The sequence below is a fragment of the Peribacillus faecalis genome, from assembly GCF_014712675.1.
Lineage (GTDB): Bacteria > Bacillota > Bacilli > Bacillales > DSM-1321 > Bacillus_AD > Bacillus_AD faecalis.
The window spans coordinates 14,762-30,028 of the sequence record NZ_JACXSI010000005.1; the positions used below are offsets into that span (position 1 = coordinate 14,762).

14 protein-coding genes and 1 pseudogene are annotated in these 15,267 nt (G+C 38.9%); all 15 read right to left on the reverse strand.

Translation table 11 applies throughout. The features are described from left to right. Nucleotides 1-31: 31 nt before the first annotated feature. Nucleotides 32-796, reverse strand: coding sequence for an SDR family oxidoreductase (locus tag IEO70_RS02880; protein ID WP_190996845.1), 765 nt, complete (start codon nucleotides 794-796; stop codon nucleotides 32-34). Between the two features lie 62 nt (nucleotides 797-858). After that, nucleotides 859-1,635 (reverse strand): SDR family NAD(P)-dependent oxidoreductase, encoded by a 777-nt coding sequence (locus tag IEO70_RS02885; RefSeq protein WP_328820853.1) that lies wholly within the window; start codon nucleotides 1,633-1,635, stop codon nucleotides 859-861. 31 nt (nucleotides 1,636-1,666) lie between these two features. After that, a pseudogene (locus tag IEO70_RS02890) lies at nucleotides 1,667-2,425 on the reverse strand (SDR family NAD(P)-dependent oxidoreductase); the annotation flags it as partial. Between the two features lie 149 nt (nucleotides 2,426-2,574). Continuing rightward, nucleotides 2,575-3,183, reverse strand: coding sequence for a TetR/AcrR family transcriptional regulator (locus tag IEO70_RS02895; protein WP_190996847.1), 609 nt, complete (start codon nucleotides 3,181-3,183; stop codon nucleotides 2,575-2,577). Between the two features lie 216 nt (nucleotides 3,184-3,399). Beyond that, nucleotides 3,400-4,986: an AMP-binding protein gene (locus IEO70_RS02900; protein WP_190996848.1), complete on the reverse strand. Its 1,587-nt coding sequence runs from the start codon at nucleotides 4,984-4,986 to the stop codon at nucleotides 3,400-3,402. 42 nt (nucleotides 4,987-5,028) lie between these two features. Then, nucleotides 5,029-5,451 carry a Zn-ribbon domain-containing OB-fold protein gene (locus IEO70_RS02905; protein ID WP_190996849.1) on the reverse strand — a complete coding sequence of 141 codons (423 nt, stop codon included), beginning with the start codon at nucleotides 5,449-5,451 and terminating at the stop codon, nucleotides 5,029-5,031. A gap of 2 nt (nucleotides 5,452-5,453) precedes the next feature. Beyond that, nucleotides 5,454-6,623, reverse strand: coding sequence for a thiolase C-terminal domain-containing protein (locus tag IEO70_RS02910; RefSeq protein ID WP_190996850.1), 1,170 nt, complete (start codon nucleotides 6,621-6,623; stop codon nucleotides 5,454-5,456). A gap of 61 nt (nucleotides 6,624-6,684) precedes the next feature. Beyond that, complete coding sequence (locus tag IEO70_RS02915) at nucleotides 6,685-7,488, reverse strand: SDR family oxidoreductase (protein WP_190996851.1); 804 nt, start codon at nucleotides 7,486-7,488, stop codon at nucleotides 6,685-6,687. Then, nucleotides 7,481-8,095, reverse strand: coding sequence for a TetR/AcrR family transcriptional regulator (locus tag IEO70_RS02920; RefSeq protein WP_190996852.1), 615 nt, complete (start codon nucleotides 8,093-8,095; stop codon nucleotides 7,481-7,483). Before IEO70_RS02920 ends, IEO70_RS02915 begins: the two co-directional genes overlap by 8 nt. Nucleotides 8,096-8,171: 76 nt before the next feature. Continuing rightward, nucleotides 8,172-8,933, reverse strand: coding sequence for an SDR family NAD(P)-dependent oxidoreductase (locus IEO70_RS02925; protein ID WP_190996853.1), 762 nt, complete (start codon nucleotides 8,931-8,933; stop codon nucleotides 8,172-8,174). A 58-nt stretch (nucleotides 8,934-8,991) separates the two neighbouring features. Continuing rightward, on the reverse strand, nucleotides 8,992-10,065 hold the full coding sequence (locus IEO70_RS02930) for a phosphotransferase family protein (RefSeq protein WP_235973467.1): 1,074 nt from the start codon (nucleotides 10,063-10,065) through the stop codon (nucleotides 8,992-8,994). A gap of 66 nt (nucleotides 10,066-10,131) precedes the next feature. Further along, the gene (locus IEO70_RS02935; protein WP_190996854.1) at nucleotides 10,132-11,367 is read right to left on the reverse strand and encodes an acyl-CoA dehydrogenase family protein; all 1,236 of its coding nucleotides are present in this window, start codon (nucleotides 11,365-11,367) and stop codon (nucleotides 10,132-10,134) included. 56 nt (nucleotides 11,368-11,423) lie between these two features. Beyond that, a complete protein-coding gene (locus tag IEO70_RS02940) occupies nucleotides 11,424-13,358 on the reverse strand; it encodes an oxidoreductase (RefSeq protein WP_190996855.1) in 1,935 nt (644 codons plus the stop codon). A gap of 42 nt (nucleotides 13,359-13,400) precedes the next feature. Further along, the gene (locus IEO70_RS02945) at nucleotides 13,401-14,702 is read right to left on the reverse strand and encodes a TRAP transporter large permease (RefSeq protein ID WP_190996856.1); all 1,302 of its coding nucleotides are present in this window, start codon (nucleotides 14,700-14,702) and stop codon (nucleotides 13,401-13,403) included. After that, the gene (locus IEO70_RS02950; protein ID WP_190996857.1) at nucleotides 14,699-15,253 is read right to left on the reverse strand and encodes a TRAP transporter small permease subunit; all 555 of its coding nucleotides are present in this window, start codon (nucleotides 15,251-15,253) and stop codon (nucleotides 14,699-14,701) included. The genes IEO70_RS02945 and IEO70_RS02950 overlap by 4 nt, the downstream gene beginning before the upstream one ends. Nucleotides 15,254-15,267 lie beyond the last annotated feature (14 nt).

Consider the following 15,267-nt stretch of genomic DNA (forward strand, 5'->3'; position numbering starts at 1 on the left):
GATAACATTATAGCTCTATAAGTAATCCTTCCTATAAGCCTTCGACATGCGCCTTAATTCGAAGTCCTCCATCTATGCGAATAACTTCTCCATTGACCATTTCCATATTGTCAGAACAAAGTGTGACGATAACCTTAGCTACATCTTCAATTTCCATTGGACGTTTATATGGAATTTTAGTATTAGTCGCTTCTATTCTTTCTTTAAAATTCGGATTTAATTTTCGTAACGATTCAGTATTCAATGTTCCTGGTGAAATAGTATTAGAGGTAATTCCATGAGGTCCAAACTCAACAGCAAAATAACGAATAAGCGCCTCCATAGCTGCCTTTGGCACACCAACTGCGGCATAATCTTTGACTGCAAATTCGGATCCGAGACTGGTAATTGCAAAAATTCTTCCCCACTGTTTTTTTTTCATAGCAGGTGTTAGTTCTTGCGCGCCAATAAGCAGGGGGTCAAGATTGATATTAAAAGCGTGTCTCCATAAATCAGGAGATATAGTTGACAGATCTGATTTAATTGCATGAACAGCATTGTGAATAAAAATATCTATGGTTCCCATTCTTACAATCGATTCTCTGCATAACTTGACCATTTCTTCATAATTTCCTACATTGGATTTTATTAACTCAACCTTTGTTCCATAAGAAGATACTTGTTCGTATGTTTCGATTGCCGACTGTTCATCATTATAATAATTCATAACAACATTTGAACCATTTCTTGCAAAAGCCAATGCTAATTCTTTTCCTAACCCCTTTGTTCCACCCGTAATTAATACGCTTTTTTTCATTAAAGACACCCTTTCAAAAAAGCTTATACTCGTAAACAAAGAAATAGAATGGATTTTTTGTTTTAAGTTGCAAGAGCGCCCCCATCAATTGCCAAGTAGTGCCCCGTCATATGAGAAGCAAAGTCAGATCCAAGGAAAAGAACTTTATGAGCTATTTCTTCAACCTCAGCATATCTGCCATCTGGAATAGCATTTTCTCTTGATGATAAAAATGTTTCCGGATTAGATGGAGAAGCCTTTTTCTCAATTGAGCGCATCATGCGGGTATGAACAGCGCCAGGACAAATAGCATTTACCCGAATACCATCACGCGCAACTTCTAAAGCAGCTGTTTTTGTCATCCCTATTACTGCATGCTTGCTTGCTGTATAAGCTATAAATCCAGGGGCACCAACTAATCCTGCAGCCGAAGCTGTATTAATAACTGACCCGCTTTTTTGGCGTATCATTTCAGGTAAAACATATTTTAAGCCTAAAAACACACCTTTCACATTAATATCCATCACCTTATTAAACACATCTTCTGGATACTCAATTGTAGGTATGATAGCCCCTTCCCAACCAGCGTTGTTAGAGAATACGTCGATCCGTTTGTAACGAGCAATCGTTTCCTTAACATAATTTTCTGTATCAGAAGCATTAGAAACATCAGCTTGAATGAAGAATCCATTTCCTCCTTCTTTCTTTATCAAGGATACTGTCTCCTCCCCCATATGCTCGTCAATATCAACACACGCGACGTCTGCACCTGCTCTTGCAAACTGAATGCAGATAGCTCTCCCAATCCCAGAGCCTCCTCCTGTAACTAATGCAACCTTGCCTTTATAATCAATTTGCACTATGTTCACCCTCTCTATAAATTTACTACGCTTAAGCGCTATAGCCGCCATCAACATTGATAATCTGTCCGCTCACATAACTTGAAGCATCTGATACAAGGAAAGAAACGACATCAGCTATTTCTTTTAGTTTTCCTCGGCGCGATAATGGAGTTTGATTAAGAACAGTAGTCACTAAATTACGAGTTATTTCATCTCCAAAATCAAAGTTTTTATGAATGCTGTCCGTTTCGGTTACCCCTGGTGCAACCCCATTAACTCGAATCCCATCTGGGCCATATTCACGAGCTGCCATTCGAAGAAGTCCTTCAACAGCCATTTTAGGAATAGTAGACAAACCATCGTATTCAACTGTACGCCTAATCACATTTGTCAGGAAAAGTACAATCGAACCTCCTCCTTCTTGCTGGAGCAACGGTATTCCATACTTTAAAATATTATAAGTGCCAATAACATCTGTCTCGATAATAGAGCGAAATAAATCATCTTCGTATTCTGTGATTTTCTTAATCTTAAACGGTGTTCCAATCGCAGAAACAATTGAATCGATTCCGCCCCATTGTTCTTTCAGTAAGTTGTAAAAGGAAATGACAGATTCGCTGTCATTAATATCAACTTTACCAATGTTCACTTCTCCGCCTTTAGCCCGGATAGCTTTAGCTGTGGCTTCTGCTTTTTCCCTATTGGAATTATAGGCAATCATAATTGCTGCATTTTCAGCGAGTTTTGCTGAAATAGCCCCACCTTGCGCACCGCTTCCTCCAAAAATTACAATTCGCCTTTTATTATTTAAAGTATTCGTAACATTTCACCTCTTATCGGATTTTAATATATTTACACTTAATAATTTGATTATTCAGATAAAAGTCTTAAAAATGGTGCTGGAAGGGGCTACAGTGTTTACTGTATTCCCCCTTGTTCTTTCCGCATGGAAAAGAGTTAATTAGAGGATTCATTTGGCATAATCCCATACTTTATAAAATCCATTACTTCATCAATTAATTGATCATCAACTTCCTTTTCATCCCACAAAACCCATTTCAACCCAATGTAATTTGTAATGCCCATAAAACTATATACAAGCATTTCTGCATTAACTGCTCTAATCTCTCCATTTGCTATGGAATCTTCAAGACGGGCAATGTAAGGTTTTGCAAACTTCTCTATTATTCTGCGGTGAAGTTCTTTGTCAACATATTCTGCTTGCGGAAATAGACTCAGCCAGTATGGTCTTGCTTTTAGGAACTCAAAAAATGCTTTAAACCCTTCTCTTTCGATTTCAATTCTATTTTCTAGTCCTGCTGTCCGTCTTTTTAATTTATGCATCAATTCTCCTTGCATATCTAAAAGAAGAGCTTCAAAGATTTGATATTTCGATTCGAAATAAGTATAAAAGTTTCCGAGTGATACCCCCGCATGCTTAGTAATTTCTGTAATGCTGCTTTGATGGTACCCTTCTTTTCCAATTATATATTCCGCTGAGCGCAGAAGCTTATTTCTTGTTTGAATTCCTCTATTCGTTTTAGGCATTAAATGCTCATTTGACAATTGATTTCCCCCTCGATAATTATAACTTGAATCAGGTTTCAATTATAATTATAAGAGAGGATTTAGGTTTTCTCAATAATTAAATATTTTCTGCATATAGTTATTCATTGCTATCATTGACTTCTTCCTAAACCTCTTTCCGTAATTTTTATAAATCTTATTAAATGAATGACTTGATCCGCGGTTTATTAAGGGTAAAATCATTTTATTCAAAAATTAACGTAACACTTTAAAGCCGACACTTTCACGATCCCATGTATCTTCAGTTATACCTTCCTCACGCAACTTATATTTTTGTACTCTTTGAGAGGGGGTTCGAGGGAACTCTTTAACGAATCTGACAAAGCGAGGAATTGCAAAGTAAGCCATTCGCAGCTGACAAAAATTCAGCAGTTCTTCTGGTGTAAGTTCCTCTCCGTCTTTCACAATGACAACAGCCATTACTTCTTCTTCACCCAAATTTGACGGAACACCAATTGCGGCTGAATCAAGGACTTTTGGATGATCATTAAGAACTACTTCAACTTCAAATGAAGAAATGTTTTCACCGCGTCTTCTAATAGCATCTTTTTGGCGATCAAGAAAATAAATATACCCATCTTTGTCCATCCGGCCTCGATCCCCAGTGTGGAACCACAAATTCTTCCAGCTGTTTATCGTTGCTTCAGGCATTTTATAATATCCCGTAAACATGATGCCTGGCTCTTTTGGTCTGACAACAATTTCTCCAGCTACACCAGGAGGGCACGGATGGCCTTCTTCGTCATGTATTTCTACATCGTAATAAGGTGCGGCAATTCCGCAAGACCCTATGCGGAATGTTTCAGACGGGTTATTCGTTACAGTTCCAAGCTCAGTTAAACCATATATTTCACTAATTTGAACACCGTAGCGTTTTTGAAAGTCATCATAGAGATCAAGCGGCGTAGGTCCTCCAAAAGCTTTACGTACAACATGATTCTTGTCATCGGGGCGTTCTGGCTGTTTCATAAGCATGGTGATCAGCGATCCCATAAAATTAAATGCAGTTATCTTCTCTTTTCGGCAAATATCCCAGAATCTTGATGCTGAGAACTTATCATGTAAAACAACATCACAATCTGCTAATAGTGCAGCAAGAACGGTTGTATAACGGGCATTTGCATGAAATAACGGAAATACAGTAAATAATCGATCGTTTGGACCATACTTCATTACATCACAACAGTTTGAAGCATTCCTGAAATTTGATTTATGTGTAAGTACAACGCCCTTAGATGGCCCTGTAGTTCCCGAAGTAAAAAGAATAAGAGACGGGTCAGTCGGTTTGATATCTGCATCTATGTTCGCATCACTTGCTCTATCAAGAATATTATTGAAAGAATGAGCAGTAATGAAACTTGGAATGGCTTCATCATAATCTCCTACAATAATGATATGGCGGATATATGTCAGATCGTCTAGTATATCAATTAAGCGATTAAACCATTGTGAAGATATAATAATTGCTTGACACTCGGCTTTATTTAAGATATATGTCAGCAGCTTTCCCCGGAACGCAACATTAATCGGAACTTCAATTACTCCAATCTTCGCCAATCCGAGCCAAGTATATAAAACTTCCGGAGAGTTCGGAAGCATCGAGGCACAGGTTTGACCTTTCTCAAGCCCTAATCCGCTTATAAAATTGGCCACTTTATTTCCGTTGCGATTGAATTGGTCATAAGTAATTTCTGTATTTTCAAAACGAACAAATCTAGCATGTGGTTTTACTGATGCGCGATGCTCCACTACAGCCTTAAATGTTTCTACTCCACTGTACATAGTATCACTCCTCTTGTACTTTTTCTCTATTCACTATATTTATTAAGCTTTTGAAAAACCTAAGTACGTTTGAGAACCTCTCTTATAGTAGACAGCTTTCACAGGCATACCCGCATATAAATTTACACACTCTTCACTAGGAATGAACCTGCCCAAAACACGTGGACCTTCAGTTAATTGAACGGTTAAGATTGTATAAGGCACATCATCTGAAAAAGCGGGATCAAAAGCACGATGAATTCCTACCCAAGAATAGACTTTTCCTAATCCAGATGCCTTTTCCCATTTCCAGTTTGTACTTGCACAGTATGGACAACGTTGCATAGCAGGGAACCAATGCTTTTCACAGTCACTGCAAGACTGTACATAGAGTTTGTGATTATTGATCCCTTCCCACCAGAAAGCACTTTCCGGTGTTTTTTCTATATGAATCTCCTTGTTTCCTATGTTTTGTTGATGAGCCACCCTTAATCCCTCCTTAATAGTAGAGCCGAGCCGTCAACTTGGTTGCCGCTTGTTACTACGCCGATATTAGCTTTTGGAACTTGTCTAGCACCGCCGCGCCCTTGTATTTGCAGAACAGCTTCAGCTAGCGTGTTCATCCCATGTACATATCCTTCGCAAAGAAGTCCGCCGTGTGTGTTAACTGGAAGACGTCCATTAAGACCTGTTTCCCCTGCTCTAATAAACGTACCTGCTTCCCCGCGACCAACAAGACCTAATCCTTCCATGGCAAATAAAACTGAACTAGAAAAACAATCGTATAATTCCGCAAAATCCACATCGCTTGGCTTAAGTCCTGCACTATCAAATAGTGGTTTCGATAATATATTTGTGTAATTTGTTGAAATATCGTTCCATAGTAAACTATCATTCATATCAAGACCTGATCTATGTCCGCGAACATAAGCTGCACCCTCTATAACGGCTGGCGTATGCCGTAACTTACGAGCATTCTTTAATGAAGTTACTAACATGGCACAAGCTCCATCTACCTCCGAAGTACAATCTACTTTTCTGAATGGATCGGCAATCATCGGACTTTCCAAATAATCTTCAAATGTCAAAGGCTTTTTAACAATGGCACGCTCATTCAGCATAGCGTATTTTCGCTGCGCAATAGGCACAGCTGCAATATCCTCTGTCGTTGCCCCAGTTTCAATCATGTATCGTCTCGCCCACATAGCTCCATAGGCCGGCTGCCCGATGTATCCGATAGGATCACGATATTGTGCTGCATCACCTGCAACGTGCATACCACCGATACGTTTACCGCTTCGTCCGTTTAAGGCTCGAAAGACTAATACATTTTCAGCCAAACCTGCTTCAATCGCCATTGCTGCTAGCATGACAGTATATGCCGGGGCCTGACCGCCTATATTCAAATTAAGAATATAATTTTGCTTCGGCAAAGCTAACCCTGTAGCTACAGTTTCACTTGATACGGAGTCACCTAACACACTAAAACTAATAACTCCATCCACCTCTTTTAATTCCATACCGGCATCAAATACTGCTTTGGAACAGGCTTCAGTAGCAAGATCAAGAACAGATCTACCTGACTGTCTTGTAAATTCCGTATATCCTACCCCAACAATGGCGGTGTTTCCAAGAAAATCTGGTCGTTTTTTTGTCAAAAACCGTTCACTCCTAACTTAATTAATATAGAGTTTGCAAAATACCGAAAACCTTTCCTTTTTAATCTACGTTTCTAGTATATTGGCTAGCTCCTTGACCTCCATCAATCGGAATCACTACGCCGTTTATAAACGAAGCTTCTCCTGATAAAAGAAAAGCAACTAAACGGGCTACTTCTTCTGGTTTTCCGAGCCTTTTAGCCGGGATTTGATCAGCATGTTTTTTGGCCAGGAACTCCCAACCTTCGGAATTCATAGATTTAAAATTCTTTATAAGCATATTTGTTAAAATTGGACCTGGTGCAATCGCATTTACACTTATACCAAACTCGGCATATTCGATTGCAGCTGATTTTGTTAATCCAGCTACCCCGTGTTTTGCTGCTACATAGCCAGGCTTATCTGAAATCCCGCGGATGCCCGCAACAGAAGCTGTGTTAACAATAAACCCCTTCTCTTGCTTCTTCATATACTTGAGTACGTATTTTAATCCATAAAAAACAGCATTCAAATTAACAGCAATTAATTTTGAAAACAGCTCACTATCATATTCGGCTGTCGGGGCATTTTCACCAGACATACCGGCATTATTGAAAAAACCATGAATTTCACGGTATTCATCAATGGTATTTTCAACATATGTTTTCACCGATTCCTGATTGGTAACATCTGCTTGTGTAACGATAATTTGGGTATCAAGTGCACTCTCTAAAATCAGACTCTTTGTCTCATTAAGTGTTTCTAAGTTTATATCTACAAGAGAAAGTTTCGCTCCCTCAGAAGCCAATTGAATAGCTGCAGCACGGCCCAAGCCTGATCCAGCCCCTGTAATCAACACTGCTTTATCAGTAAAACGTTTAACCATGAGTTTCCCCCCTCTGCTTAACAATCCCATTTTTAATAAAGTCCATTATGTCATCTATAAACTTCTCATTAATCTCTTTTTGATCCCATAGTACCCATTTCATCCCGACATAATTAGTAATTCCCATAAAAGAATACACGAGCATTACTGAGTTTAAATTTCTAATCTCTTCATTGCTCATCGATTTCTCAATTCGATGAATATATAAATCCGCAAACTTTACTAAAACTTTACGGTGAAGTTTTTTATCGACAAACTCGGCTTGCGGGAACAAACTATACCAGTACGGTCTTTTTTTCAAAAAGTCAAATAATGCTTTAAAACCTTCTCGCTCTACATCTATCCTATTTTCTATTCCCTCAGTTCTTTCTTTAATCAGCTTTATAAGTTCCCTCTGCATTTCCCAGAGGAGGCATTCAAATATTTGATATTTCGATTCAAAATAAGTGTAGAAGTTTCCAAGTGACACTCCCGCTCTTTGTGTGATTGCAGTAATACTGCTATTGTGATAACCGTATTTTCCAATGATGTATTCTGCAGATAGCAGAAGTTTTTTCCTCGTTTGATGACCTCTATTTGTTTTTGGTTTTAAATTTGTTTGTGACAAAAAGCAGGCCTCCTCTTTACATAGTCACTCCCTTGCTTCTTTTAAAATTGGATTCTGCTGTAATAGTTCCAATATATTATTCTGAAGTTACCCCTCCATCAATGCTGATTGTTTGACCGGTCATAAAATTAGAAGCATCCGATGCCAAGTACAATGCCATGGCTGCAATATCAGAAGGTTGACCTAAATGCCTAAGCGGAATCATCCTCAACATTTTTTGTAACAGTTTTTCATCTGAGACCTCTTCTGTATTTATGTCAGTACTGATGAGCCCTGGCGCGATTCCATTCACAAAAATTCCATATCGGGCCCATTCAGAAGCAAGAGATTTAGTCAAGTGGATAACAGCAGCTTTACTGGCACCATAAGGGGCAATTCTTTTGAATGTCTTTATTCCCCCTATGGAAGAGACATTGATGATTTTGCCTTTTTCTTGCTTTATCATGATTTTAGCCGCTTCCTGACAAGAGAAGAACAGTCCCCTAATATTAATATCAAACATCGTATCCCAATCTTCTTTTGTAACTTCAATAGAAGGTTTAGTGATACTAACACCAGCATTGTTAACCAGTATATCTAATTTCCCAAATTCATCTTCTATTTGTTTATACATATTAGCAATGTCTTCTAAGTTCGCCATATCACAGCTGATTGCCATTGCATTCCCGCCTGATTGAATTACTTCTTCCGCAACCTTTTGGCAATCATTTATATTACGGCTTGCAATAATAACAGTAGCTCCTTGGGCAGCATAGGTTTTAACAATCTGTCTCCCTATACCGCGACTGCCTCCTGTAATTAATGCGATTTTATTGGTCAAATTAAATAGTTCGTTCAAATGTCTAACCTCCTCTAAATATTAATAACTGCCAAAGGCCATAAGCTCCTAAATATTTTTAAAACTTTTTTGTGGTGATGATTTCATTCGCATACTCCATCAAACTTCTAACAGAGTGATCTAGTGTGGCAAATCGGCTGTCGTTTGTCTGTCCATGAAACCATCTATAATATATTTGTTGTGTGACAACAGCAATTTTAAAATAGGTAAATGCCATGTAGAAATGAAGTGGAGGTATATCTTGGCCAGTTTTTAATGAGTAACGATGAATGTACTCATCACGAGTAATGAATCCTGCAGATGTGCTCAAAGAAGGTAAACATTCTTTTACGCTTTCCCAATCATTAGGTTGCGTCCAATACCCTAATGCGGCAGCTAAATCAAATAACGGGTCAGCAATTGTGGCCAATTCCCAATCAAATACAGCTTCTACTTTCCCGACATTTTGTTCCGAAAACATCATATTGTTAAGTTTGTAATCATTGTGAATGATTGTAGCATTATGCGAAGAAGGGATATTTTCGACGAACCATTTTCCAAGCACCTCGAAATAAGGAATATTATGTGTTTTACTTCTCTCATACCTTTTTATCCAATTGTGTACTTGTCTTTCAACGAAACCTTCAGGACGACCGAAATTCTCTAAGCCTGCTTCCCTGTAATCAATTTGATGAAGTTGTACTAGTGTATCAACAGCCGCATATGATATTTGTTTGCATTTTTCTTCTGTTACAGTAAAGCCTTGCGGAAATTTTCCATCAAAAACTAAACCATTTTTCCGTTCCATCACATAGAACGGAACACCAATTAATGATTCATCGTCACATAAAACGTATGTTTCCGGAACATACGGAAACACCGTATACAGCTTATCTAATAATGAGAACTCCCTTTTCATATCATGCGCTCTTGGAGGTAAAGGTCCTAAAGGAGGGCGCCGCATGACTGCTTCGACACCTCCGCTTCGAAGCAAATAAGTTAAATTGGAATACCCTGCTGAAAACTGAGTTACCTCAAGTGGTTCATCTGGCCACCAATCCAGATATTTCAATAGAAAGGATTGAATCGCTTCCCGATCAAAGTCTTCTCCTTCTCGAACAGAAGTGGTCACATTCTTCTCATTCATATTCATTTTATGACCGCCTTTCATCAATTTTATTTAACCTGGTGAATTCTAAAAATAGCTAGGTGAAATATTTTAGTGTTTTAATGAATAGCTCCGTTTCATATTAAATTGTTTTATTTCTTGTTTTGCGACTGCTTCACGATGTACTTCATTCGGGCCATCAGCCAGTCGGACAATTCGAGCATAAGTCCAATATCTAGCAAGAGGAAATTCTTGGCTGACCCCTCCTCCACCATGAACTTGAATAGCACGATCAATTACTCTTTCAGCCACTTCTGGTGCAACAACTTTAATCATGGCAATTTCTTTTTTAGCTTCCTTATTCCCTAATTTATCCATCATATCCGCAGCATGCAAAGTCAAGAGTCTCGCTTGATCAATTTCCATCCTTGAATCGGCAATCCATTGTCGGATTACGCCTTTATCAACGACGGCACTTCCAAAAGCAACCCGTTTTTGCGCTCTATCAATCATTAATTCTAGTGCTCTTTCTGCTAAACCAATCATTCGCATACAATGATGAATTCTACCAGGACCTAGCCTGCCCTGTGCAATAGCGAAGCCTTTCCCTTCTCCTAAAAGCATATTACTTGCAGGGACGCGAACATTTTCAAACAAAACTTCCCCGTGCCCATGAGGAGCATCATCATATCCATAAACATTTAAATTACGAATGATTTTGATTCCTGGGGTATCCATGGGCACTAGAATCATAGATTGCTGCTCATAGGTTGGTGCATTTGGATTCGATTTCCCCATAAAGATAAGGACTTTACAGCGAGGATCGGGCGCACCTGATGTCCACCATTTTCTTCCGTTTATTACATATTCATCTCCATCCCTGACGATGCTTGACTCAATGTTTCTTGCATCAGATGATGCAACAAAAGGCTCAGTCATAGCAAAAGCAGATCTAATCTCCCCTTCTAACAAAGGAATCAGCCATTGTTTTTTCTGTTCTTCAGTACCATAGCGAACAAGCACTTCCATATTGCCGGTATCCGGTGCACTACAGTTAAATACTTCAGGCCCTATGAAGGGTGAACGCCCCATTATTTCCATTAAAGGTGCAAACTCATAATTTGTAAGACCTCGCCCATATTCACTTTCAGGCAAAAATAGATTCCATAACCCCTTCTCTTTGGCCTTATTTTTCAATTCATCTATAATGGGAGGAACAATCCATCTAGAAGGTCCTTCCTCCAGTTGTTTATCATAAACCTTCTCATTCGGATAAACATATTGTTCCATAAAATCATTCACTTGATTTATTAGCCCCTTGACCTTATCTGAATATTCGAAATACATACCCGACATCTCCCTGCCTATTAATTTTATTTCCGAAAATCTAATATCCATAACTGTCAAATTACTCTGCCGATTCGATGCGCTTCAAGAATTGCGTTGTTAATTCGCCGAGGCGAAATACAATCGCCCACACAATACATTGAAATTCCAGTTCCGCTAAGTTCCTGGGCAAGGGTATTTTCTTGGCGTCTTCCAGTTTCCATTACGAGTAAATCAGCTTTCAAAACAGTCTCTTTCCCGTTCAAAATATTGCAGACCTTGAAAAAACGATTATCAGATCCTGTAATTCGGTGAAGAATCATAAAGTTTACGCCAACATTTCCAAGCCTTTTTAAGAGTGGTTGAATACTTTCATGGGGAATAGAATTCCCAATTCCATTCGAATGAGTAACATAAGTAACATTAAATCCATTCGTTTCCAGACGTTCTGCCACACTTAATGATGGCCAAAATCCCAATCCATCATCAACTACAATAGCACTATCACCATCTATTTCTGAAAAGTCATCCACTTTAAGTGCTTCATATACTGAGATAACTTTAGCTGACGTATTCCCAAAAACTTCGGGAGGTTCCGGCATTGCGCCAGTAGCAATAACTATTGAATCAAAGCCGATCAAATCACTAACATTAGCACACTGACCGAGATGAATTGTAACACCCAATCTTCTGACTTCAGCTTCCAAATAATTAATAATCTCTAACAATTCGCTGCGATTAGGCTCACGGGAGGCTAAACGAACCTGACCTCCTAAATAAGACTCTTTTTCATAAAGTACAACGGAATGTCCTCTTAATGCCGCCACTCTTGCTGCTTCTAATCCAGCAGGTCCTCCACCCACTACTCCAATCCTTTTTATATTATTACTGGGTTGTATATCAGTCCCTAATTCAAATTCACGTCCTGTCATCGGATTCACCGTACAGAATAGATACGGATCAAATGAACGACATTCTTGATTACATCCGATACATGGAACAATTTCAGCACTTCTGCCGGACTTAGCTTTGTTAGGCCATTCAGGATCAGCAATAAATGCTCGAGCAGAACCAACCAAATCAGCAGAACCATTTGCCAATATTTGTTCAGCCATGACTGGGTTCTTAATCCTTTGACTGACAAGAATAGGAATATTTGCAGCATCTCGAATAGCGCGTGCTGCTTCAACTGCAGTTCCTTGAGGTGTGGTCAAATCTTTTACATATGCCCCTCGAACACCTACTGTTATGTTCAAATAATCTACATTTTTAAGGTCTCCAAGCATAGCAGCTAACTCAATACTGTCGGACAAATGCAGTCCATCAATTATTTCTTCATCAGCACTTAACCGTATTCCCAGCAAAAAATCGGGCTCAGTCGTTTTACGTATAGCTTCAATGATTTCCAACAAAAATCTTAGTCGCCCCTCTAAAGATCCGCCATATTTATCTGAACGGTGGTTTGTTGACGGTGAGAGAAATTGTGCTACTAAATAGCCATGGGCAGCATGTATTTCCACACCATCATAGCCTGCCTTATTCAAGTTGGATGCAGAAAGAGAAAAAGCATTAACTATTTCAGTTATATCCTCATGAGTTAATTCAGTTGGTCTGTATTGAGAGCGAGGAGATTTGATGGACGATGGTGCCATTAAAGGATAATCTGATTCTCCTCCGATCATTTCACGTCCCAAGTGTACAATTTGGCCAATTACTTTTGCTCCATGAGAATGAATAACCTCTGCCCTTTTACGGAATCCAGGAATAGATTCCTCCAGGAATGCTTCATTTAACATTCGCCTTCGCAGAGTAGAGGTTGGATGTACTACCGTACCCCCGGTAATAATGAGACCTGCACCGCCACGGGCAACTTTTTCCCAATAAGCAATATCTTCATCCATCACAATTCCATCCAAAACTTTTGCAGTGCCATGTGCAGTAGCGGCAATTCTGTTTTTTAGTGTAATTGAACCAAGTTTATACGGAGAAAATAAATGTGGATATTCCAGCAATAACTACTCATTCCTTTCTCTCTAGGGAATAATAAAATTTTTTTATCCCGACATTAAATTTGGCAGCCACGTTACTATATCTGGGAAAAATAGCAACAGAATTATTACCGCTAACTGAATTACCATAAAAATCATACAACCCTTAAACACTTTAAAAATATCAATCTCAGGTGCAATACTTTTTAATGAATAAGCTACGATTCCAAATGGCGGACTAACCATACCAACTTCTACCATCGCAACAACCATTACACCAAACCAAAGTCCGTCATAACCTAACTCTGTAACGATAGGGTAATAGATTGGAATAGTTAAAAGCATCATTGTTACTCCATCCAAAAACATTCCTAATATAAAGTAAGTAGCCAAAATCCCTAATAAAATGACAATTGGAGGCACATCTAAATTGGAAACTGTAGCAGAAATCATACTTGGAAGACCGGAAAAAACTAGGAGTTTAGAAAACACATATGCACCAAGAACAAGAAAAAGCAGTGAAACAGTTGTCGAGGCGGATTCCACACAGGAGCTGATAAAACTCTTAAAAAAACCTTTTTTAGTTTTAATTACAAGTAAGATCAAGGCGATAAAAGCTCCCCATGCTGCTGCTTCTGAAGCGGTAAAAAAACCACTGAACATTCCGATGAAGATTGTTCCGAATATAGCAAATACCCCCCAAGTCTTTGGTAAGGCAGCGAACTTTTCTTTCCAAGAGTACTTCTCCTGAACCACCGGCGCTACACTTGGCTTTACTTTAGCAATGGCAATAATACCTAATGAAAAAGATAAAGCAACAATAGCACCTGGAATAATTCCTGCAATCAGTAGTTTTGAGATAGATTCCCCAGTTGCAAGACCGTATAGCACCATCATCCCGCTAGGGGGTATCATAGAAGCTAGCAAACCTCCTGCTCCGGATACACCGACACTTAAAGTATCACTATAACGATTTTTTCTCATTTCCGGTATAGCCAGTTTCCCCATAGTAACTGCCCCTGCAATACTAGAACCAGAACAAGCTGCAAAGACAGATGAAGCCGCTACAGTCGCAACGCCTAACCCTCCTGGCAGTTTCCCTAACCATAGGCGTGCTGCAGTAAATCCATCTTTTGCAATTCCAGCTGATAATGCAAATGCACCGATCAGTATGAACAGCGGCAAAGCAGCGACATCGTTTGATAATACCCCTCTTAGCGGAGCAAGGTGGATAACTGAGTTGGCTACTTCAAAGCCTTTAAGATACCAAATCCCTATAAATCCAACAATAAATAATGAAAACGAGATAGGCATTTGCAGAAATATAAGCAAGAATAATACTAATATAGCAATTATTGAGATCATCATTGCTCCGGTACCTCCGTTTTATCATTTCCAGTTATATTGGCAGGCCCTTCATTTTGTTTTGAGAATAACGATTTGAATTCCTTTACTGTATCAATGAATAGCTGTATTGTGAGCAATCCTAAGCCGAATGTCATCACTATTTTCAAGGGAAATAACGGTATCCTTGTTATACCTGTTATTACTTCACCGGTAACATAAGATTCAATGGCCTTGCTCCCCAAAAGATATGTTAACCATCCAAAGAACACCATTGACGCAGTGTATATTGATAATAACAAACTAGAAACGAGCTTAGTCGGCAAGTATTGGCTGAGAATATTGACACCAATATGCTGTCTTTCCTGTTGAGTTTTTGCCAGACCTAAATAAACGGTCATCCCTACTAGAAAACCCTGTAATTCGTAAACTCCATAAATCGGTATTTTAAACCATCTCATAGTAACATCAAGGACTACTGAAAACATCATTATGACGATTAAGATTGTTGATATAACACTTGAAGTAAGAGAAATTTTTCCAAAAATTCTCTGGGCAACACCCAAACTTTTCATTAATTCCCCTCCCC

What these genes read in the sequence shown, in the direction of transcription:
- IEO70_RS02950 (WP_190996857.1), bottom strand. Translation starts at nt 15,253, where the DNA reads ATGAAAAGTTTGGGTGTTGCCCAGAGAATTTTTGGAAAAATTTCTCTT.
- IEO70_RS02935 (WP_190996854.1), bottom strand. Translation starts at nt 11,367, where the DNA reads ATGTATTTCGAATATTCAGATAAGGTCAAGGGGCTAATAAATCAAGTG.
- IEO70_RS02915 (WP_190996851.1), bottom strand. Translation starts at nt 7,488, where the DNA reads ATGGTTAAACGTTTTACTGATAAAGCAGTGTTGATTACAGGGGCTGGA.
- IEO70_RS02900 (WP_190996848.1), bottom strand. Translation starts at nt 4,986, where the DNA reads ATGTACAGTGGAGTAGAAACATTTAAGGCTGTAGTGGAGCATCGCGCA.
- IEO70_RS02945 (WP_190996856.1), bottom strand. Translation starts at nt 14,702, where the DNA reads ATGATGATCTCAATAATTGCTATATTAGTATTATTCTTGCTTATATTT.
- IEO70_RS02880 (WP_190996845.1), bottom strand. Translation starts at nt 796, where the DNA reads ATGAAAAAAAGCGTATTAATTACGGGTGGAACAAAGGGGTTAGGAAAA.
- IEO70_RS02930 (WP_235973467.1), bottom strand. Translation starts at nt 10,065, where the DNA reads ATGAATATGAATGAGAAGAATGTGACCACTTCTGTTCGAGAAGGAGAA.